This is a genomic window from Olsenella urininfantis (assembly GCF_900155635.1).
GTDB lineage: Bacteria > Actinomycetota > Coriobacteriia > Coriobacteriales > Atopobiaceae > Olsenella_G > Olsenella_G urininfantis.
Map to the genome: position 1 here is coordinate 932,085 of NZ_LT732540.1, position 20,827 is coordinate 952,911.

General features: G+C 65.8%; 18 protein-coding genes. 2 read left to right on the top strand and 16 right to left on the bottom strand.

Annotated features, from left to right (window positions below; genetic code table 11):
- Positions 1 to 137: 137 nt before the first annotated feature.
- From CZ375_RS04335 to CZ375_RS04400, 14 genes are all read right to left on the bottom strand, one after another.
- Positions 138 to 725, bottom strand: a complete 588-nt coding sequence (locus tag CZ375_RS04335) for a PLP-dependent transferase (protein ID WP_159438366.1) — start codon at positions 723 to 725, stop codon at positions 138 to 140.
- A 101-nt stretch (positions 726 to 826) separates the two neighbouring features.
- On the bottom strand, positions 827 to 2,593 hold the full coding sequence (gene thrS, locus CZ375_RS04340; protein ID WP_077598068.1) for a threonine--tRNA ligase: 1,767 nt from the start codon (positions 2,591 to 2,593) through the stop codon (positions 827 to 829).
- A gap of 519 nt (positions 2,594 to 3,112) precedes the next feature.
- Positions 3,113 to 4,867: a 1-deoxy-D-xylulose-5-phosphate synthase gene (locus tag CZ375_RS04345; RefSeq protein WP_077598069.1), complete on the bottom strand. Its 1,755-nt coding sequence runs from the start codon at positions 4,865 to 4,867 to the stop codon at positions 3,113 to 3,115.
- Positions 4,868 to 5,120: 253 nt separating this feature from the next.
- Positions 5,121 to 5,552 (bottom strand): double zinc ribbon domain-containing protein, encoded by a 432-nt coding sequence (locus CZ375_RS04350; RefSeq protein ID WP_077598070.1) that lies wholly within the window; start codon positions 5,550 to 5,552, stop codon positions 5,121 to 5,123.
- An 85-nt stretch (positions 5,553 to 5,637) separates the two neighbouring features.
- A complete protein-coding gene (locus tag CZ375_RS04355) occupies positions 5,638 to 7,044 on the bottom strand; it encodes a bifunctional folylpolyglutamate synthase/dihydrofolate synthase (protein WP_077598071.1) in 1,407 nt (468 codons plus the stop codon).
- Between the two features lie 36 nt (positions 7,045 to 7,080).
- Complete coding sequence (folE, locus tag CZ375_RS04360; RefSeq protein ID WP_077598072.1) at positions 7,081 to 7,662, bottom strand: GTP cyclohydrolase I FolE; 582 nt, start codon at positions 7,660 to 7,662, stop codon at positions 7,081 to 7,083.
- A gap of 1 nt (position 7,663) precedes the next feature.
- Complete coding sequence (locus CZ375_RS04365; protein ID WP_077598073.1) at positions 7,664 to 8,518, bottom strand: bifunctional 5,10-methylenetetrahydrofolate dehydrogenase/5,10-methenyltetrahydrofolate cyclohydrolase; 855 nt, start codon at positions 8,516 to 8,518, stop codon at positions 7,664 to 7,666.
- 1 nt (position 8,519) lies between these two features.
- Positions 8,520 to 9,155, bottom strand: coding sequence for a cyclodeaminase/cyclohydrolase family protein (locus tag CZ375_RS04370; RefSeq protein ID WP_077598074.1), 636 nt, complete (start codon positions 9,153 to 9,155; stop codon positions 8,520 to 8,522).
- 21 nt (positions 9,156 to 9,176) lie between these two features.
- Positions 9,177 to 10,844, bottom strand: coding sequence for a formate--tetrahydrofolate ligase (locus tag CZ375_RS04375; RefSeq protein ID WP_077598075.1), 1,668 nt, complete (start codon positions 10,842 to 10,844; stop codon positions 9,177 to 9,179).
- A 160-nt stretch (positions 10,845 to 11,004) separates the two neighbouring features.
- Positions 11,005 to 11,634, bottom strand: a complete 630-nt coding sequence (locus CZ375_RS04380; RefSeq protein WP_077598076.1) for an aspartate/glutamate racemase family protein — start codon at positions 11,632 to 11,634, stop codon at positions 11,005 to 11,007.
- Positions 11,635 to 11,647: 13 nt separating this feature from the next.
- Positions 11,648 to 12,334, bottom strand: a complete 687-nt coding sequence (locus CZ375_RS04385; protein WP_097677380.1) for a 5-formyltetrahydrofolate cyclo-ligase — start codon at positions 12,332 to 12,334, stop codon at positions 11,648 to 11,650.
- Positions 12,259 to 13,254 (bottom strand): inorganic phosphate transporter, encoded by a 996-nt coding sequence (locus tag CZ375_RS04390; protein WP_077598078.1) that lies wholly within the window; start codon positions 13,252 to 13,254, stop codon positions 12,259 to 12,261. Before CZ375_RS04390 ends, CZ375_RS04385 begins: the two co-directional genes overlap by 76 nt.
- The gene (locus tag CZ375_RS04395; RefSeq protein ID WP_159438367.1) at positions 13,247 to 13,870 is read right to left on the bottom strand and encodes a DUF47 domain-containing protein; all 624 of its coding nucleotides are present in this window, start codon (positions 13,868 to 13,870) and stop codon (positions 13,247 to 13,249) included. Before CZ375_RS04395 ends, CZ375_RS04390 begins: the two co-directional genes overlap by 8 nt.
- A 423-nt stretch (positions 13,871 to 14,293) precedes the next feature.
- A complete protein-coding gene (locus CZ375_RS04400; protein ID WP_077598080.1) occupies positions 14,294 to 16,990 on the bottom strand; it encodes a valine--tRNA ligase in 2,697 nt (898 codons plus the stop codon).
- A gap of 177 nt (positions 16,991 to 17,167) precedes the next feature.
- On the opposite strand from CZ375_RS04400, the gene CZ375_RS04405 reads away from it, so the two are divergent.
- Both CZ375_RS04405 and CZ375_RS04410 read left to right on the top strand, forming a co-directional pair.
- Positions 17,168 to 17,953, top strand: coding sequence for a tRNA threonylcarbamoyladenosine dehydratase (locus CZ375_RS04405; RefSeq protein WP_077598081.1), 786 nt, complete (start codon positions 17,168 to 17,170; stop codon positions 17,951 to 17,953).
- Position 17,954: 1 nt separating this feature from the next.
- Positions 17,955 to 18,737 carry a TatD family hydrolase gene (locus CZ375_RS04410; protein WP_077598082.1) on the top strand — a complete coding sequence of 261 codons (783 nt, stop codon included), beginning with the start codon at positions 17,955 to 17,957 and terminating at the stop codon, positions 18,735 to 18,737.
- Between the two features lie 63 nt (positions 18,738 to 18,800).
- On the opposite strand, the gene clpX is transcribed toward CZ375_RS04410, so the two are convergent.
- Together clpX and CZ375_RS04420 are read right to left on the bottom strand one after the other, a co-directional pair.
- The gene (gene clpX / locus CZ375_RS04415) at positions 18,801 to 20,102 is read right to left on the bottom strand and encodes an ATP-dependent Clp protease ATP-binding subunit ClpX (RefSeq protein ID WP_077598083.1); all 1,302 of its coding nucleotides are present in this window, start codon (positions 20,100 to 20,102) and stop codon (positions 18,801 to 18,803) included.
- Between the two features lie 68 nt (positions 20,103 to 20,170).
- Entirely contained in the window at positions 20,171 to 20,785 is a 615-nt protein-coding gene (locus CZ375_RS04420; RefSeq protein WP_077598084.1) for an ATP-dependent Clp protease proteolytic subunit, read from the bottom strand.
- Positions 20,786 to 20,827: the final 42 nt, after the last annotated feature.

A 20,827-nucleotide genomic window follows, 5' to 3' on the forward strand; every position in this document is an offset into this window, starting at 1 on the left:
GAGAAAATATGGTCGATTTTATGCGAGGACACAATTGAGGGGATTGTTGGTGCCTCTTGCCTATTTGTCTATTGTGTCGTGGTCAACTTGCGCTACAGCACCGCCGGAGGGTGGGTAGATGTGCGCCAGGCGGCGGGCTAGTGGCCTAACTCAGCCTCGAGTGAGAGGATCCTCTCCCTTGGGTCGCCTCCGTCACAACGAACGCGGTGCCAGCGGTCCTCCCCCGCGAGGCGATAGTCCAGCAGCGGACCGAAGCCACCCTGCAGCGTGCGCGCGGCGACCTCGAAGCTGGGGTCTGTGGTAAGCCCCGGATAGCGCAGCTCGGTCACGTCAGGGTGACACGCAAGAAACGAGGCGACGACCTGGGCCTCGTCGGATGCGGCACGCCAAGAGCGGCCGTCGTCGCATGTCGCGTCCTCCAGCCGCTCGCCGCCCGACATGCAGCGGGCGTCGAGGTGCTCGCGCAGGCGCCTGCTCCCCTCTGCGCCGTGCTTCAGGAAGAAGCGGGAGAGCGACACCGCCACCAGGCCCTCCCCCACACGCCCCCAGACCACGTCCGCGCCCAGGACGCAGGCAGCACAGCCCCAAGAGCCGGGCACGCTGTTGTCCACGAGAAGGACTCGCCTCTCTCGCACGTCGCGCATGTCGTGGCGAGCGGCCGCCACGGCCCTCACGTCCGCGCAGGCCACGGGAACGCCTCCCAGCACCGGAAGCGCCTCTCCCAATCCCAGCTCCTCGCATGACGAAAAGGCGCCGCACGCGAGCCATGTGTGACCCGCGTGCAGGCGCATCGTTATTCCCTGTGAGAGCTCCGACGCAAGCACCGCTAGCGCCTGCGCTCCTTGATCTCTGCCGAGACGGCGGCCACGAACTCGTCAAGCTCATGCTGGGTGGTCTCACCAGAGCGGTCGCGCACGGAGATGTTGCGCGCCTCCTTCTCCTTCTCGCCCAGGATCAGCATGTAGGGCACGCGGTCCTGCGAGCGGGCCTCACGGATCTTGTAGCCGATCTTCTCGTCGCGCTCGTCCACCTTGACGCGCACGCCCGCCTCGCGCAGGGCCTCGGCCACCTCGTTGGCGTAGTCACGCGTCTTCTCCGAGACGGGAAGGACCTTGACCTGGCAGGGAGAGAGCCAGGTGGGGAACTTGCCGGCGTACTGCTCGGTGAGCATGCCGATGAAGCGCTCGAAGGAGCCGAAGCCCGCGCGGTGGATCATGATGGGGCGCTGCTTGGAGCCGTCCGAGGCGGTGTACTCGAGCTCGAAGTTCTGCGGAAGCTGGAAGTCGAGCTGGATGGTACCGCACTGCCAGGTGCGGTTGAGGCAGTCCTGCAGGTGGAAGTCAATCTTGGGGCCGTAGAAGGCGCCGTCGCCCTCGTTCAGGGTGTACTCCACCCCCATGCTCTCGAGCGCCCTGCGCAAGCCCTCCTCCGCGAGCGCCCAGTCCTCGTCGGAGCCCATGGAGTCCTCGGGGCGGGTGGAAAGCTCGACACGGTAGGGGAAGCCGAACTGCGCGTAGTAGGCGGTAATCAGCTGCGCCACGTCCGTGACCTGCTCGGTGATCTGATCGGGCGTGATGAAGAGGTGGGCGTCGTCCTGGGTGAACTCGCGCACGCGGAAGAGGCCGTGCAGTGCACCCTTGAGCTCGTGGCGGTGGTCAAGCCCCGCCTCGGCAAGCTTCAGGGGCAGGTCACGATAGCTGCGAGGCTTGCTCTTGTAGATCAGGCAGGCACCCGGGCAGTTCATGGGCTTGACGGCGTACTCCTCGTCGTCGATGGACGTGGTGTACATGTTCGCCTTGTAGTGGTCCCAGTGGCCGCTGGTCTCCCAGAGCCTGCGGTTGAGGATGATGGGGGTCTGCACCTCGTCGTAGCCGAACTTTGCCTGCATCTCATGCCAGTAGTCCATGATGGAGTTGCGCACGAGCATGCCGTTGGGTAGCCAGAAGGGCATGCCCGGCCCCTCCTCCACCATCATGAAGAGTTCCATCTCGCGGCCGATCCTGCGGTGGTCGCGCTTCTCGGCCTCCTCGAGCAGCTTGAAGTAGGCCTCCATCTCCTCCTTGTTGCGGAAGGCGACGCCGCTCACACGGGTGAGCATTTTGTTCTTGTTGTCGTTCTTCCAATAGGCGCCGGAGACCGCCGTCAGCTTGAAGGCCTTGAGGGCCTTGGTGTACATGAGATGGGGCCCCACGCACATGTCAACGTACTCGCCCTGCTTGTAGAAGGTGATGCGGCTGTCCTCGGCAAGGTCAGCGATATGCTCAACCTTGTACTTCTCGCCGCGCTCTTGCATGTGGGCCACGGCCTCCTCGCGCGGGAGCTCGTAGGTCTCGAACTTGAGGTTCGCCTTGGCGATCTTGCGCATCTCAGCCTCGATCGCGGGGAAGTCGTCCTCAGAAATCTTGCTCCCCTCGGGGAGGTCGATGTCATAGTAGAAGCCGTTGTCGGTTGCGGGGCCGTAGGCGAAGTCCGCCTCGGGGTACAGGCGCTTTATGGCCTGGGCGAGGATGTGCGCCGCGGAGTGGCGGATGACGTGAAGCTCCTCGTCCTCGGGAATATCGTCCACGTGACCGTCGTTGAACAGTGCCTTCATAGGGAAATCCTCTTCCTGTTTTTGTCATCTGGATGCAAGGGACGTGGCGCATGCCCGCAGCCGTTGGCCGTGATGAAGGGGCAGGCGCCTAGATAGTCTGAGTTCGCGTTGCCAACAGGAAAAGGGCGGGGCTGTCTGGCTTGGTGGCGAGAATGTTCCCGTGGTGCTGCCACATGAAAAAGCTTCCTCCCAGATCTGCGAACGTTGCAATCCCTCTTACTTTACAACACGTGAGGCGAGACGGGCGCCACGCACGACAACAAAGCGCAGCAGCCTGCGGGAAGCCCCTGTTGGGACGAATGACCGCGCGACTTGTTGTGGGAAGTTGGCCTATTACGACAACGAAATGAGGCGCTAGGGGCAAAAACGCTGCTCATCGGCAGACCGACAGCTTTTGTTGTCAGCACGACGCCCAAAATGACAACAACCCGAAGAGCCATCCTCGATTGCCCAGTTGGCGAGAAGAACCCTTCGGGTTGTTGCATCCAAGAGAGGCGCTATGGGCACAGACGGTGGCCGCTAGCCCAAGAGCGCCATCGCGTCCGCGCAGATCTGCTCGGGTGTGAGATGCGCCTCCCGCATGAGCTCGGACGCATCGTAGCGATCGTAGAAGGCCTTCTTGAAGCCATAGTTGGCAACGAGCGTCTTGCTGGTCCCGAAGTGACGGGCGACCTTCTCGCCGAAGCCGCCGTCGAGGGAGCCGTCCTCAAGGGTGACGATGAGGCGATGATCTGTGGCAAGCTCATCGAGCATAGACTCGTCCAGGCCGGAGGCAAAGAGAGGGTTGACGAGCGTCACCTCGTGACCCAGCTCATGCGAGAGGAGGTCTGCCGCCTTCTCTCCTAGTTCGAAGAAGTCACCCAGCGCGAGAATCGCGACCTTCGAGCCCCTGCGGACAACCTCGAAGCGCCCCAGCTGGGAATAGTCGCCGCGAACGGGGGTCGCGCTGTGACGCACCGGGCCGCCGGGGACGGCGATGTAGACGGGGTGCTCGCTCTGGTTCAGCGACCACTCGAGCATGCCGAGGTACTCCTCGGCACTCGTGGGCGCCAGGAAGACGATCCCCGGGATGTTGGCGATCATGGGGATGGAGTAGAAGGCCGCGTGGGTGACGTCGCTCATCCCCCAGACGGACCCGTCGCCACCCAGGATGGTGGCAGGATTGCCGTTGATGGAAAGGTCCTGAGAGAGCTGGTCATAGGTTCGCTGGATGAAGGTCGCCTCGCTCCCCCACACCACGTGCGCACCGCGCTTTGCGGCTCCGGACGCGAGGGCGACGGCGCACTCCTCGGCAATCCCCACGTCCACGTAGTGCTTGCCCAGCTCCTCTCGCCGCTCGCTGTTGAGGCCCATGGCACCGGGGACGCCAGACGCCACGATCAGAAGCTTCGGGTCACGCCTGGCGCGCTCGACCAGGTAGGTACCGGTAAGGGAGCCGTAGGTCTCGCGTCGGGGCCACAGCCCCTCACCCGTTGCGACGTCAAAGGGACCATGCCAGTGCCAGGCCTCCTTGTTCTCCTCTGCAGGAGCATAACCCTTGCCCTTGACCGTGTTCACGTGGACCACGACAGGGTGATTGATGTCCTTGACCTTGGAGAAAGCCGAGATGAGAGCCTCCGTGTCGTTGCCGTCCGCAACGTAGAGGTAGTCAAATCCCATGACGCGGAAGAGGTTGTCCTCTGCCTGGCTGCCAGACTCGCGCAGACGGGCGAGCCCGGGATAGATGCCTCCGTGGTTCTCCGCGATGGACATCTGGTTGTCGTTGAAGACCACGATGAAGTTGCTGTCCAGCTCGGCGGCGGCATCCAGGCCCTCGAGTGCCTCTCCGCCGGAAAGGGAGCCGTCGCCGATGATGGCCACGACGTTCTCGTGGTCGCCCATGACGTCGCGAGCCTTGGCCATGCCCAGGGCAAGGGCGACAGAGGTGGAGGTATGGCCCACCTCGAAGAGGTCGTGGTCGGTCTCCTTGGGGTTGCTGTACGCGCTGACGTCATCGTAGTGCTCCTCGAAGAGGAAGGCGTCCTTGCGTCCGGTCAGCATCTTGTGGATGTAGGTCTGGTGGGAGATGTCGAAGACCAGGTGGTCATGTGGGGAGTCGAAGACCGAGTGCAGGGCGATGGTGGCCTCCACGAAGCCGAAGTTGGGGCCGAAGTGCCCACCGCGGACGCTCTCCTTCTTGAGCAGGGCGTCGCGAACCTCCTGAGCGAGGGCGCGCCTGCCCTCAGCGTCGAGCACCTTAACGTCCGCCGGACCGTTGACGTTCTCGAGATACATACCGTGCCTCTCTTGCTGGGTGACTTGGTTCCGTCTGCGTGTTCCCCGGAGGATCCGTGCCTATGCACCCGCTCATCGAACTGCAACAAATGCCGTGAGTCGCGCGACGGGAATGCCACATGGCAGGTGGGCGAATGCGGTGCTTTGAGCCCACGCGGGGCGAGAAGCGCGCATTGGCCCACCCGCGACGGCATAAAAAACCGACCGGCACGAGACCGGTCGGCAAAGCGGGCAAACGAGGCGAGGCGGAGGGCTACTGGATGCGCGTCCTGCAATAGGGGCACACCTTCCAGTCCGCGTTGAGCGGGCGGTGGCAGGTAGGGCACACGTTGCGCACCTGGGTGTTGCAGATGGGGCAGACCACGAAGTCCCTGTCGATGGGGGCACCACACTTGGGACAGATTCCGTAGTGCGAGAGCTGGTGCTCGCGCAGGGCGATGTCCAGGTCCTGCTCCTCGCGGTCAACCAGGTAGGAGCTGGGACGTAGGATGACGTAGGCAAGCAGGCCCACGATGGGAATCACCGAGATGATCGCCCACAGCCACCAGGGCTCGGCTCCACGGCGCTGGGCGTCGCGGATGACGTAGACGATGGAGAGGATGTAGAGCATGACCAGGCACGCCACCATAAGGTAGAGCACCATGCGGACCTCTGGCGTAATGAGCTGATCGAGAAGATCTGACATAGAGCGTGCGCTCCTTCACTGACGTAGGGGTCCGTACCGACGAAGGCCCGCAGCCTTGGCCTGACACAGAAAATTGTAGCAGAAGCTACGATAGCTCAGCCGTCAGCTCGCCCGCAAGGGTGATGGACCCGCAGGCGACGAGCGCCCCTCCCCCAAGCGCGGCAAGCGCCTCGGGCACGCTGGGGTAGCTGCCCTGAGGCTCGGCGCCCGCAGCCCTGAACGCCTGCGCCAGCTCATCTGCAGGCAGGGCCCGCGCGGAGCGGGTCTCTGTGCAGGCGACACGCGGAAACTCCTTCGCGAGGAGCGACACGATGCCCTCCACGTCCTTGTCCGCGAGCACCGCGCACAGCAGGCAGGGCCTCTCCTCGACCACCGGGGCAACCAGGCGAAGCGCTGCCAGGAAGGCCTCCACCGACTGGGGGTTGTGGCAGGCGTCTATCAGGATGGGCGGCTCGGACCTGAGCAGGGAGAAGCGGCCTGGCGTGGGGCACTGCACCACCGAGGAGAAGAGCGCATCCTGGTCAAGCGGCCTGTCCAGGAACAGCTCCGAGAGGAGCACGGCACAGCTGATGTTTGCGGCCTGGTAGCTGGGCTTGAGGGCGGCGAGCTCCTCGTAGCGGGCGTGGGAGGTCTCCACCGTGAGCTCCAGGGGAAAGCCCAGGCGACGCGGCAGCTTGGTGACACGGAAGCTTGCGGCAGGGAGATCCGCATGGGTCCTCGGCTCCCCGCAGGCCAGCTCGCCCGCCGCGTCAGACAGCTCCTCGGGCCTGAGCAGGACGGGGGTCACGCCCTCCAGGCGGCAGCGCTCGAGGAAGACGTCCTCGACGCTTGCCGGCGTTGCCGTGCCCACCCCCAGCACGCAGCCCCTGCCCCTCTTGATGATGGCGGCCTTCTCGCCGGCGATCTTCTCAAGCGTGTCGCCCAATATGCGCGTGTGGTCGAGACCCACGCCCGTCACGGCGACGGCCTCGATGGACTTGACGGCGCTGGTGGCGTCCCAGCGCCCGCCCATGCCGCACTCGAGCACGGCCACCTCGACCCCAGACTCCGCGAAGCAGACGCAGGCGCCAACGGTGAGCAGGTCGAACTCTGTGATGTCGTAGGGCCTCTCCCCCGCCTGGACGCGGCGGGCGTTGACAAGCCGTCCCGCCTCGAGCGCGGCGGAGATGCCCCGGGCGAAGAGCTCCTCCGAGACGGGCGAGCCGTCCAGCTCCATGCGCTCCGTGTAGCTGACGAGCTCAGGCGAGGTGTAGAGCGCGCAGCGCAGTCCCTCCCCGCGAAGGATCGCAGCCGTGTAGCGGGCGGTGGACGTCTTGCCGTTGGTGCCGGCAATCTGGACGCTCCTGAAGCAGAGGTCTGGGTTGCCCAGCTCCGTCAGCATGTCCTCGACGGTCTCGAGCATGGGACTTATCCCCAGCTTGAGCGTGGAGCGCAGCGCGGCGAGCGCCTCCTCGAAGCCAAGCGCCCCCATGGTGATCGGAAGCTGGTACATGCTTGCCCCTCCCTGGTGTGTCACGGCGAGAGAACCCTAGAGCCCCAGCAGGCGCAGGGCCTCCTCGCGCGTCTTGCTGTTGCTCTTGAAGCATCCGCGGACGGCGGAGGTAGTGGTGAGCGCCCCCGCGCTGCGCACCCCGCGCATGGTCATGCAGCTGTGCTCGGCCTCCATGACCACCATGACCCCCAGGGGCTCGAGCTCGGCCACCATGGCGTCGGCGATCTGTGCCGTCAGGCGCTCCTGCACCTGCAGCCGATGCGCGAATCCCATCACGCAGCGGCTGATCTTGGAGAGGCCCGTGATGCGCCCCTCTCGCGGGATGTAGGCCACGTGGGCGCGGCCCGTGAACGGGAGGATGTGATGCTCGCAGAGAGACGAGAAGGGGATGTCGCGAACGATGACCATCTCCTGGTTGCGCTCCTCGTGAAACTGCTTGCGCAGGTGGGCGCCTGGGTCCTCCTGCATGCCACCCAGGAGCTCCTCGCAGGCTCGGGCAACGCGATCGGGCGTGCCCACAAGGCCCTCCCGGTCGGGGTCCTCGCCAATGGCCAGGAGAAACTCCCTGACGGCCGCCTCGACACGAGGCTTGTCCAGCTTTCCGAACGTCTCTTCCATGCTAGAAAGCCATCCTCTCGGCCGCGCGCACCACATGCGTGGCGAGCACGGCGGTGGTAACAGACCCCACCCCGCCCGGAACGGGCGTGATCGCTCGGGCAGCGCCTTCGCAGGCGAAGAAGTCCACGTCCCCCACGAAGGCCTGGGACGCATCGTCCCAGTTGAAGCCTACGTCCACGATGACCTGGCCGGGCCGTGTGCATGCCGCACCCGCGGTCTTCGGCCTGCCCGTGGCAACAAGGAGCAGGTCCGCCCGCGCGCACTCCTGCGCAAGCGCCTCGGTCCTGCTGTGGCACATGGTCACGGTGGCGTCGCGCGCCTGGAGCAGCAGGGAGAGGGGGCGGCCCACCACCAGGGAGCGGCCCACGACGCAGGCGCGCTTCCCGGAGAGAGCCACGCCGTAGTGGTCGAGCAGAGCCACGCAGGCCTCAGCGGTGCACGGGGCGAACCCCAGGTCATCGCCAGAGAAGACCCCGGCAAGGGAGAGTGGGCTGACGCCGTCCACGTCTTTCTCGGGCACCAGGGCCGCGCAGGCCGCCTTCTCGTCCAGCTGGGCGGGCAGCGGGCGAAACATCAGGCAGCCGTGGACGCCCGCATCCGCATTGACCCCAGCGACCGCATCCATCAGCTCGCCCTGCGTGCAGGAGGCGGCAAGCGCCACGGAGCGAAAGGCGATGCCCACCTTCTCGCAGCGGCCCCTGACGTTGCGCTCGTAGGACAGGTCGTCCTGGCGCTCCCCCACCCTGATGACGGCGAGCGTGGGCGTTACGCCACGCGCGCAGAGGGCATCCACGCGAGGGGCCAGGGCGTCCATGAGCGCGCGTGCCACCGGGGCACCCCTCAGCAGCTGTGCCAAGCTAATCCCCTCCCCTGAGCGTCTCCGTCACACGACTTGCCGTGCGCTCGAGACGTGGCAGGCACTCGTCCAGCAGCGCGTCGCAGCGCGCAACCAGGTCTCTGGCCCGTTCGCGGTCCGAGAGGGCGCGGGCGTTCACGAGAACATTGAGACTTGCCGCCTCCAGCGCCGCACGGCACAGCTGGGCGCCACAGCCCACGTCGGAGACCAGCAGCGTCGAGCACTTCTGCCCCATCTCCTCGAGCAGGAGGGAGGCGCGGGCGACCTCGCCCATGACAGCCAGCGGAGAGCCGCAGGCGGCCACCATGAGGCGCTCCAGCTCGGCCACCCTGCGCGGGTCGTCCTTGGGGAGGGCGAAGACCTCCATGAGCTCGCGCACGCCACGCGCGTCCTCGTCCACCAGCCCCAGCAGGCGAAGGCGAATCTCCTCCGCCTGAAGGAGCATGCGTGAGAGGTCCTCCTCATAGGCGGCATAGCGCTTCTTGCCCAAGGTGAAGGCGCCCGCCATGGAGCATAGCGCGGCCCCCAGGGCGGCAGCCAGGGCGGCGGTTCCACCCCCACCAGGGACGGGCTCGCGCGCGGCAAGAGCCGCGGCGAAGTCAGAGCAGCTGAGCTGTGAGGGTTGCTGGCTGGACATGGGCGCCTCTCGTGCGGTGGGCTAGAACAGGCCGACGATCTTGCCGTCTGGCGTGACGTCGATCTTCTCGGCGGCGGGAACCTTGGGCAGGCCAGGCATGGTCATGATGTCGCCCGTGAGGGCAACGATGAAGCCCGCGCCGGCACACACCCTGAGGCCGCGCACGGTGACGCGGAAGTGCTCGGGCGCACCAAGCCTCGTCTGGTCGTCCGAGAAGGAGTACTGCGTCTTTGCCACGCACACGGGCAGGCCAGCGAAGCCCTGCTCCTCGAGCTGGCGCAGCTGCTTCTCCGCAGCCGACGTGAGGTCAACGCCGTCCGCATGGTAGACCTTGCCAGCGATGGTCTCGAGCTTCTCGCGCACGCCGCAATCGAGCTCATAGGCAAAGCGGAAGTCCTTGGGCTCCTCACAGAGGCGCACGACCTCCTCGGCCAGCGTCATGCCCCCCTCGCCGCCCTTGGCCCAGACCTCCGAGAGGGCCACGTTCACGCCAAGCTCGCGGCAGCTCCTCTCGACGAGGGCAAGCTCCGCCGTGGTGTCCGCGGGGAAGGCGTTGATGGCAACAACGCAGGGAAGGCCCCAGACGTCCTGGATGTTGCCCACATGCCGAAGGAGGTTGGGCATGCCGGCCTCGAGCGCGGCGAGGTTCTCCTGGTTGAGACCGTCCTTGGGCGCGCCGCCGTTGTACTTGAGCGCGCGCACCGTTGCCACGACCACCACGGCGTCGGGCACAAGGCCCGCCTCGCGGCACTTGATGTCCAGGAACTTCTCGGCCCCGAGGTCAGCGCCGAAGCCCGCCTCGGTGACCACGTAGTCAGCCAGCTTGAGGGCGCAGGTGGTTGCCTCCACGGAGTTGCAGCCGTGGGCGATGTTTGCGAAGGGGCCGCCATGCACGAGGGCAGGCGTGTGCTCCAGCGTCTGGACCAGGTTGGGCTTGATGGCATCCTTCAGAAGGGCGCACATCGCCCCGTCCGCCTTCACGTCCGCACAGGTGATGGGCCTGCGGTCGAAGCCGTAGCCGACAACCATCCGGCCCAGGCGCCGCTTCAGGTCCATGAGGTCCGTGGCGAGGCAGAAGCAGGCCATGACCTCGGAGGCAACGGTGATGTCGAAGCCGTCCTGGCGAGGCATGCCGTCCGCGATGCCGCCCAGGCCGTCCACCACGTTGCGCAGCTGGCGGTCGTTCATGTCAACGCAGCGCCTCCAGGTGACGCGGCGCGGGTCTATTCCCAGCTCGTTTCCCTGCTTGATGTGGTTGTCCACCATGGCGGCAAGGAGGTTGTTGGCGGCGCCGATGGCATGGAAGTCCCCCGTGAAGTGCAGGTTGATGTCCTCCATGGGCACCACCTGGGCATATCCGCCGCCGGCAGCGCCGCCCTTGACGCCAAAGACGGGGCCCAGGGAAGGCTCGCGCAGGGCGAGCATGGCGTTCTTGCCAGACTTCCTCAGGGCGTCGGCAAGGCCCACGGAGGTGGTTGTCTTGCCCTCTCCCGCCGGAGTGGGGTTGATGGCCGTCACCAGGACGAGTCTGCCCTTTCGAGGCCTGTCGCCCAAGGCGTTGAGGTCGAGCTTGGCCTTGTGGCGGCCGTAGAGCTCGAGGGCGTCATCGTCCAGGCCGATGCCGCGCGCCACCTCGGTGATGGGTAGCATCTGGGTCTCCTGCGCGATCTGGATGTCTGTCTTTGCCATGTCTGACTCCCCCTCAGCCCACGTGGACGGGCAACAAACCAAAGACGCCGCGCAAGCGAGGCGCCCGCAAGCCCTGCAAGCATACCACCCTACGGGGATTCGGGGTCCTACGCAGCATCGTGCGCAATAAGAACGCAGCGGGGAGACGCCTGAGGGCCACCTAGAGCGCCTGCAGGAGGAGGGCCTCGCGCTGCACCTGGGCCGCATCGATCACGGGCAGGGTCGCATCGCTGGCCTCGGCCAGGGAAAGCAGGGCCGGGTCGCTCAGCACCAGAACCTCGGCACCATGGTCCATGCCCTCGGCCACCATGTGGCGAAAGCGCTCTATGGCCTGCGCGTCCACCGCGCCCTCCCCGGCCAGAAATTCATCCAGCCACCGAGCGTCCTCGCCACCTGGAACCACCACGGGCACGTGCGCCAGCACGATGGGTGACTTGAAGAACTTCCTCCTCAGGGTGAGCGCCGAGCCCAGGAGCATGGCGCGGCCGAAGCCCTGGGCAAGGATCCTCTCTCGGCAGGCCTCGACCATGCTGACCAAGGGCACGGGCGAGAGCTGCCTCACGGCCGAGAAGACCAGGTGCGCATCGCTGCCGGTGAGTGCCGCCAGCTCGCAGCCCTCACCGGCGAGGGAGCGCAGGGCGCCCAGTATGAGTTCGGCCATCTCGTCCAGCCTGCCCTCCTCGGCAAGGGACCTCAGTCGCGCCTCGTCGCAGCGCACAACGGTGGCGCCGGCGGGGAACTCATCCAGCCGGAGCCCCCTTCCGCATGCGACAATCCCTATCTTCCTCATACGCCTCTCCCTCTTACACCGGAGCAGTGCCCCCCATGCTGACAATACCCAGCTCGCACGCCAGCAAGTCGACGGGCTGGTCGTGCGGCTCCACCGCCCCCAGAAAGCGCAGCCTCTCGCACAGCTGTAGCGAGTAGCAGACGCCACAGCTCACTCCCGAGAATCCGGCCAGGAAGCGGTCGTAGCAGCCGCCACCGTAGCCCAGGCGCATCCCCGCTCGGTCAAAGAGCAGCCCGGGGACAACGGCGAGGGCGTCCCCTCCTGCCTGCGAAAGGGAAAGCTCGCGGATGGGGTCTGCCGGGGGCTCCAGGACACCGAACGAGGAGCGCTCCAGGTCATCGAGGTGGTCCACGTGATACCAGTGCAGCTCGTAGCCTTTGGGCGACACGTGCGGGAGCGCGACCAGCTTTCCCTGCTCCCAGGCGAGGTGGATGAGGGCATACGTCCGCACCTCCGACCCCATCGAGAGATACGTGAGGATGGAGCGGGCCTCTCGCCATGCGGGGAGCGATGTGAGGTTGGCGCAAACGGAGGCGCTGAGGGATTCCCGCTCGCGGGGAGAGAGGGCATCTCGCCTTGCCCGCGACTCGGACCTCAGCCGCCCCTTTGCCTCGTGCGCTCCCGTCATCCTACCAGCGAGCCGATCGCCGCGGCGCAGAGGGCGCCCAGGAACATGGTTGCGGGCAGCGTCACGAACCATGCCGTGACGATGTTCGAGGCGATGCCCCAACGCACCTTCTTGGGGCCGCGCGAGCTGCCCGCGCCCATAATGGAGGTGGTTAGCACCTGCGTGGTCGAGACGGGGGCGCCCAGCGCCGTCATGAGCTCGATGGCCATTGCGGAGGAGGTCTCGCAGACGAAGCCGATGACTGGCTCGAGCTTGGTGACGCCGTTGCCAACCGTCTTCATGATGCGCTGGCCGCCAATGGCCGTGCCCAGGGCCATGGTGGCCGCACAGAAGACCTTGACCCAAAGGGGAACGCCCGCATCCTGCGGCAGCATGCCGGACGACATCAGCGCGATGGTGATGATGCCCATGGTCTTCTGGGCGTCGTTGTTGCCATGGCTGTATGCCATGAGCATGGACGAGACAATCTGCGTCTTGTGGAAGAAGGCGTTTGCCTTGGAGTGCGTCCAGCCCGCAAAGAGCTCATACACGAGGCGCATCATGAGAAAGCCCAGCACCATGCCCACCAGGGGCGAGGTGAAGAGCGGGATGACCACCTTCGAGGCGACCCCGCCCCAGAGCACGTCCTGGGAGCCGCCCGTGAAGAGCATGGTCGCACCTATGAGGCTGCCGATGAGGGCGTGGCTGGAGCTTGACGGGATGGAGAACCACCAGGTGAAGAGATCCCAGATGATGGCCCCCAAAAGGGCGGCGAGGATGACGTAGAGGTCAAGCTGGACGTCCACGAGGCCCTTCGCGATGGTCATGGCCACACGCTCGCTCATGAGGGCTCCGATGAAGTTCATGCTGGCGGAGGCCAGGATGGCCACGTGTGGAGGGAGCGCCCTGGTGTAGACGGTGGTGGCGATGGCGTTGGCCGTGTCATGGAAGCCGTTGATGAACTCGAAGGCGAAGGCGGCCGCCAGCACGGCCACGAGCAGGGGGCTAGGCATTCTTGATGAGAACGCTGCCGATGATGTTCACCGCGTTCTTGCAGTTGTCGAGGCTGTTCTCCATCATGTCCAGCAGACTCTTCCACTTGAGCACGTGGATGGGGTCTCCGTGCTCGGCGAAGACCGTGCCCATCGCGTTGCGATAGACGATGTCGCCCTCGTCCTCCAGCGCGGCGATGGCACGGCACTTCTCGCGCACCACGGGGTCCTTCTTGAAGTCTGGGAGGTGCTCGAAGAGGACCTGCAGCTCGCGGGCGGCGGAGAGCTGCAGGCGCGCCATCTGGCCCGCAGGGGCGATGACCTCGTTCACGTCATATATCGCGAAGCGCGCCGAGACGCCCTCCATGCCGTCCACGATGGAGTCGAGCATGTGGACGAGGAGGTTGATGTCCTCTCGGTCGAAGGGTGTGATGAACGAGCGGTTGAGCTCGTCGAGAAGGTGCGCCGCAAGGGCGTCGTGCTGGCCCTCGTACTCCTTCATGCGCGGGATGAGGGCCTTTGACCTGGGCCATTCCTCGATGATGCGCAGATGGAGCTCTGCGGCCTCCCCTATCAGCAGGGACGACTCCTTGAAGCCGTCGTAGAACACGGCCTCCTTGCGGCTCACGCGACTCATAGACCACTCCCCGAGGGCGAACGACCTCCCATTGAATTTTTGCAACATGTGCGATGGTACCCCGCCGCAGGTGTCAACACGACGGGTTTGCCAAATGCGTCGAAAAGGCGAGGACGCTCCTCTCGGGCCTTGCCCGTGCGCCGCCGGCCGGGGAGTCGGGCTTGCACGATAGTCATGCGATTGTGCCGTTTCTTACCAAAACGACCGGCTATCGTGCATCCCCAAGGCTTCGGCACGCGCTATCTGCACGATAGTCGGCCGTTTTTGGAGGATTGCACTAAAACGTACGACTATCGTGCAAGTGCGACCGGACGGGAGGTGCTCCACGGGCAGGCCGGCGGGCCAAGGGCGCTGCCGAGAGAAAAAGGGCGCCCCCTCCGTGACGGGGGCGCCCTTGCGGACGCAACGGGCTGGCGAGAATCCCTACTCGAAGTCGGCGATCTGCTGCCTGAGGGCCTCCACCATTGCCTCGAGCTCAGCCTGCTGGCTGCGCTTCTTCTCGATGACCTCGGGCGCCGCCTTGGCCACGAAGCCCTCGTTGCCCAGCGTCCGCACCACGCTGGCCAGGTCCTTCTCGGCCCTGGCAAGGTCCTTGGCCAGGCGCGCCGCCTCGGCCTTGAGATCAACCAGATCACCCACCAGCACGTAGGCGTCGAAGTCGCCCTCGTGCGTCACCACGGCGCCTTCGGGCTTGGCGAAGCCCTCGGCCACGGAAAGCGCCAGCTCGCTCACGCGGCCCACCTTGCGGATGAAGTCCACCTGCCCGGACAGGACGTCCACCGTCCGCTGCCCGCCACAGCTCACCTCGACGCGCAGCTCCTCCTTGGGAGAGAGGCGGTAGCGCGCCCTCGTGGAGCGCACCTGCGAGATGAGGCTCTTGGCCAGCTCGAAGTCGCCCTCGGCCTTGTCGTTCACGAAGCCGGCGAGGACCTCGGGCTCTGGCCAGGCAGCCAGCATCAGGAACTGTGCGTCGTGGCCGTCCAGCCCGGAGGCGGGAAGCATGTCCCACACGCTCTCGGTCACGAAGGGCATCACGGGATGCAGCAGCCTCATGCTGACGTCAAGCACGTACACCAGGTTGCGCTGGACCTGCAGCCTCTCCTCAGGCGTGCCGTCCAGCAGACGTCCCTTGCAGAGCTCGATGTACCAGTCGCAGACCTCGCTCCAGAAGAAGCTCTGAACGTCGCGGGCGTAGTCACCAAAGTTGTAGCCCTCCAGGGCCTCGGTGGCGCTGGCGACGGCCTTGGCCAGGCGACTCAGCATCCAGGCGTCCTCGGGCGTCTGGGCAAGGGGGGCGCCAGGCGTGTATCCCTCCAGGTTCATCTGCACGAAGCGGCTAGCGTTCCAGATCTTGGTCACAAATCCGCGCGCCTGCTCGGTGCGGGGGCTGTCGATGAGCTCGCCGGTCTTCTTGTCGATGTTGGCGTCGAACTTGACGTCCTGGTTGTTGGTGATGAGCGTGAGCAGGTTATAGCGCATGGCATCCGCGCCGTACTTGTCCATCAGGTCCATGGGGTTGACGCCGTTGCCCTTGCTCTTGGACATGCGGCTGCCGTCCTTGGCCAGGATGGTGGCGTAGATGTACACGTCATGGAAGGGGATCTGGTCCGTGAAGTAGAGCGAGCTCATCACCATGCGCGCGACCCACAGGGCGATGATGTCGCGGGCGGTGACCAGCACCTTGGTGGGGTGATGCTCGGCAAGCCGGCCTGCCTCATCGGGCCAGCCCTGCGTGGCGAAGGTCCAGAGCTGGCTGGAGAACCAGGTGTCCAGAACATCCTCGTCCTGGTGGACATGGCGTCCGCCGCACTTGGGGCACACGTCGGCGTCCTCCATGAGGGCGTCCTCCCAGCCGCAGTCCTCGCAGTAGAACACGGGGATGCGGTGCCCCCACCAGAGCTGACGAGAGATGCACCAATCCTTGAGGTTCTCCATCCAGGTGAGGTAGGTGTTGGTCCAGCGCTCGGGGTGGAACTTCACCTCGCCGCTCCTCACCACCGCGCAGGCGCGATCCTTGAGTTTGTCCACGGCCACGAACCACTGCTCGGAGAGCCAGGGCTCGAGCGCGGTGTCGCAGCGGTAGCAGTGCATGACGGAGTGGTCCAGCTCCTCCACGTGGTCGAGCAGGCCCTGCTCCTCGAACCATGCCACGATCGCCTCGCGGCACTCCTCGCGGCTCATGCCCGTGTAGGGGCCGTAGCCCTCCACCACGTGCGCCGTCTCGTCGAAGATGTTGATCTGCTCGAGGTCGTGCGCCTGGCCCATGGCATAGTCGTTGGGGTCGTGGGCAGGCGTCACCTTCACGAAGCCGGTGCCGAAGCCCGCGTCCACATGCCAGTCCGAGAAGATGGGGATCTCTCGGTTGACGATGGGCAGCATGACCTTCTTGCCCACCAAGGGGGCCTTCTCGGGATCAGACGGGCTCACGGCAACGCCGGTGTCGCCCAGCATGGTCTCGGGACGGGTGGTTGCAACCGTGATGTAGCTGATGCCGTCCACGGGCTCCACCAGCGGGTAGCGCAGGTACCAGAGGTGGCCCTTCTCGTCGTGGTACTCGGCCTCGTCGTCCGAGATGGCGGTGCGGCAGCTGGGGCACCAGTTCACGATGCGCTTTCCGCGGTAGATGAGGCCGTCGTGGTACCAGTCCACGAACACCTTGCGCACCGCGCGCGAGAACTCGGGGCTCATGGTGAACTGCTCGTCGGCGAAGTCGATGGAGCAGCCCATGCGCTTGATCTGGCTCACGATGGTCCCGCCATACTCGTGCGTCCAGTCCCAGCAGGCCTTGAGGAACTCCTCGCGCCCCATCTCCAGGCGAGACTTCCCCTCGCTCTTCAGCTTCTTGTCCACCTTGGTCTGGGTGGCGATGCCGGCGTGGTCCGTTCCCAGGATCCAGCGGGTGGAGCGGCCACGCATGCGGCTGTAGCGCACGTAGGAGTCCTGGATGGTGTCATCCATGGCGTGCCCCATGTGCAGGATGCCGGTGACGTTGGGGGGCGGGATGGTTACGGTGCAGTCTCCCACGCCCTTGCTGCGCTGGTAGCAGCCCGCATCCATCCACTGCTGAATGAGCTTGGGCTCGCTCTCTTGCGGGTCGTAGGTCTTGGGCATCTCTTCCATGGCGATCCACCTTCTTCTGGGCGGCATGGCACGCGTTGGCACTCGTGTCTTGAGCGCGCGCGACCACATCCGCGGCCTGTGTCTGCCGTGTCAGGATGCTCCCGACACGGTTGGTACAAAAGAATAGCACGGCCCTTGCCGCTACAATCTCTTGCATACGAGAAGGGGGCACGGCATATGGACGAGCAGCTTGGCGAGAGGAGCGATGCGGCGGAGACGTCGCTCGACCGCCTCAGGCTGGTGATGGGCAGGGAGGCGCTGGCACGCGTGCAGGCAAGCTGCGTCATGGTGCTGGGCCTGGGAGGCGTAGGGTCCAACTGCGCCGAGGCGCTGGCGCGCGGCGGCGTGGGCGAGCTGGTGCTGGTTGACCGCGACGTAGTTGCCCCCAGCAACATCAACCGCCAGGCCGTGGCGTGGCAGAGCACCGTGGGCCAGCCCAAGAGCGAGGTCATGGCCCGCATGGTCACCGACATCAACCCCGACTGCCGCCTCACCCTGCGCCGACAGTTCATCCCCAAAGAGGGCTGTGCCGAGTTCCTCTCCTCCCTTCCCCACCCTGACTTCGTGGTCGACGCCATCGACACCATCTCGCAGAAGCTGGCCATAGCGCGCTGGTGCCAGGACGAGGGCATAGCCCTCATCTCGAGCATGGGGGGCGCCAACAAGCTTGATCCCAGCTGCCTGCGCGTCTCAACCATAGAGAAGACCAGCATCGACCCCGTTGCGCGCGTCATGCGCAAGGAGTGCCGCAAGCGCGGCATCAGGGGCCTCACGGTGCTCTTCTCGGACGAGCAGCCGCTGGAGCCCATTGGCAAGTGGGAGGCGCTGGGCGAGGGCGGCTTCGTGCGCGAGGGGGCCTCCATCCTGGGGACGATGAGCTACATGCCGCCCATCATGGGACAGATGATGGCGGGACACGTGATCTGCGAGCTCGCAGGGCTGCGCACGCGAGGAGGTCGCTAGCATGGGTGGCTCCTGGAGGCTGACGGACGCCCACTGCCACCTGGACTTCATGTCCAACATGAGTGAGGTCGCAGGGGATGCCCGCGTGCGCGGCGTAGGGATGCTTGCCTGCAGCGTCACGCCCGATGGCTACCTGCGCATGAGGGAGACCCTGGCAGATGCGCCCAACGTGGAGCTGGGGCTGGGGCTGCACCCCTGGTGGGTGGCAGACGGCCGCGCGGACGCGCGGGAGCTTGGCCTCTTCGAGGAGCTTGTGGGAGAGGCGCGCGTGGTGGGCGAGGTGGGGATGGACCTCTCCCCCAAACACGTCCCCGCAGACAGCCCCGAGGCACAGCGGCGCGCCTTCGGGCGCGTGGCCCGCGCCACGGCTAGGGCAAGCTCCCCTACCACGCCCAAGGTCCTCTCCCTGCACTCCGTCCGGGCGGCCGGTGAGGTCCTGGACGTCCTGGAGGAGTGCCGCTGCCTCTCGCGCTGCCGCTGCGTCTTCCACTGGTTCAGCGGCAGCTCGGACGAGCTTGCACGCGCGCGGGACGCGGGCTGCTGGTTCTCCGTCAACGAGATGATGCTTTCCACCCGGCGCGGGTGCGAGTACGCCCGCCAGCTTCCCCTGGGACGGCTGCTCATGGAGACGGACCTGCCGCCACAGGAGGGCGCCCCCTTTTCGGCCGAGAGGATCGAGGCGGCGCTCAGAAGCTGTGTGGAGGTGTTGGCGAGGCTGAGGGGAATGGACGAGCCCACGCTCCAGGACCAGATCTCGCGCAACGTGCGGGCACTCCTGTCCTAAGGGAGAGCCCCTGGGCCGCAACGCGAACCAGGGGCTCAGGGGAGCTGCCGTGGCACCGCGCGTCTATCCCGCGCGGTGCTTGCCAAACACGCCGGCGGACTCTCGCTCCAACAGGGGCTGGCTCGCACCGCCCACGCACTCGGGAGTGACCACGACGCCTGTGATCTCAAGGTCGCTGGGCAGGTCGAACATGGTCTCCTGCAGCGTTGACTCGCAGATTGCGCGCAGGCCGCGCGCGCCCGTGCCGCGCTCGATGGCCTGGCGGGCGATCTCGCGCAGGGCCTCGTCCTCGAACTCGAGGCTCACGCCCTCGATCCGGAACATGCGGCGATACTGCTTCACGATGGCGTTCTTGGGCTGGGTGAGGATCTCGACCAGGTCGTCCTCGGTGAGCTCCTTGGTGGAGGTGATCACGGGAATGCGGCCGATGAACTCCGGAATCATGCCAAACTTGTGCAGGTCCTGGGGCATGACCTGGCCCATGAGCTCGTCCTGGTTGTCCTCCACCTTGCGGGCGAGCTCGGCGTTGAAGCCGATGCCCTTCCTGCCGATGCGGTCTGCCACGATCTTGTCCAGGCCCACGAAGGCGCCGCCGCAGATGAAGAGGATGTTCTTGGTGTCGATGTGGATGAGCTCCTGCTGGGGGTGCTTGCGGCCGCCCTGGGGAGGAACGCTGGCAACCGTGCCCTCAAGGATCTTGAGCAGGGCCTGCTGCACGCCCTCGCCCGAGACGTCCCTGGTGATGGAGAGGTTCTCGGCCTTGCGGGCGATCTTGTCGATCTCGTCTATGTAGACGATACCCAGCTCAGCGCGCTCCACGTCGCCATCTGCAGCGGCTATGAGCTTGAGGAGGATGTTCTCCACGTCCTCGCCCACGTAGCCCGCCTCGGTGAGGGTGGTGGCGTCCGCAATGGCAAAGGGCACCTCGAGGAAGCGAGCCAGGGTCTGGGCGAGCAGGGTCTTGCCCGTGCCGGTGGGCCCCAGAAGCAGGATGTTGCTCTTGGCGAGCTCGACCTGCTCCTCCTCGGCAATGGGCTCCTCGCCCGTGAAGATGCGACGGTAGTGGTTGTACACCGCCACGCTCATGGCGCGCTTCGCGTCCTCCTGGCCCATGACGTACTGCGAGAGCTCGTCGTAGATCTGGTGTGGGGTGGGCAGCTCGCGCATGATGACGGGCTGCTCGGCCTCAGGCTGGCCCCCCTCGTCCGCGAAGCCGTGCTCGGCCATGATGTCGGCGCACTCGCTCACGCACTCGTCGCAGATGAACACCCCGTTGGGGCCCTGGATGAGCTTGCGCACCTGGCTGCGGCTCTTGCCGCAGAAGGAGCAGTGCAGCTCCGGCATGTCTTGATCGTTTGGTGACATCTAGTCTCTCCCCGGAGGAACTGAGTTTGGTTTCTGACGTTGGCTTCCGTGCGGACACAGGCGCAAGTCTACTCCGACTGCTCCGCGCGAGAGGTGATGACCTTGTCAACCAGGCCGTAGGCCTGGGCCTCGGCGGCGCGCATGTAGTTGTCGCGCTCGGTGTCCGCATTGATCCTCTCAACGCTCTGGCCGGTCTGCTCGGAGAGGATCTGGTTGAGCTTGCCGCGGATCCAGCGGGTCTCGTCCGCCGCGATCTGGATGTCCGTCTGCTGGCCCTGAGCACCCGAGAGGGGCTGGTGGATGAGGATCATGGAGTTGGGGAGCGCCAGGCGCTTGCCCTTGGCACCGGAGGCCAGAAGCACGGCGGCCATGGAGGCGGCCATGCCCACGCAGATGGTGGAGACCTCGGGCTTGATGAAGTTCATGGTATCGAGGATGCCCAGGCCGGCGTAGACCTCACCGCCGGGCGAGTCGATGTAGAGGGAGATGTCCTTGTCGGGGTCCTGGCTCTCGAGGTGCAGGAGCTGGGCGATCACAAGGTTGGCGCTGTCGCGCGTGATCTCCTCGCCCAGAAAGACGATGCGGTCGTTGAGCAGGCGGGAGTATATGTCGTAGCTGCGCTCGCCGCGCGGGGTCTGCTCCACGACGTAGGGAATGAGTGGGGTTGCCATGGGGTTGAGCATGGGTGCTCCTCCTTCTGTGTTGATAAAGGCGCTCCGAGGTAC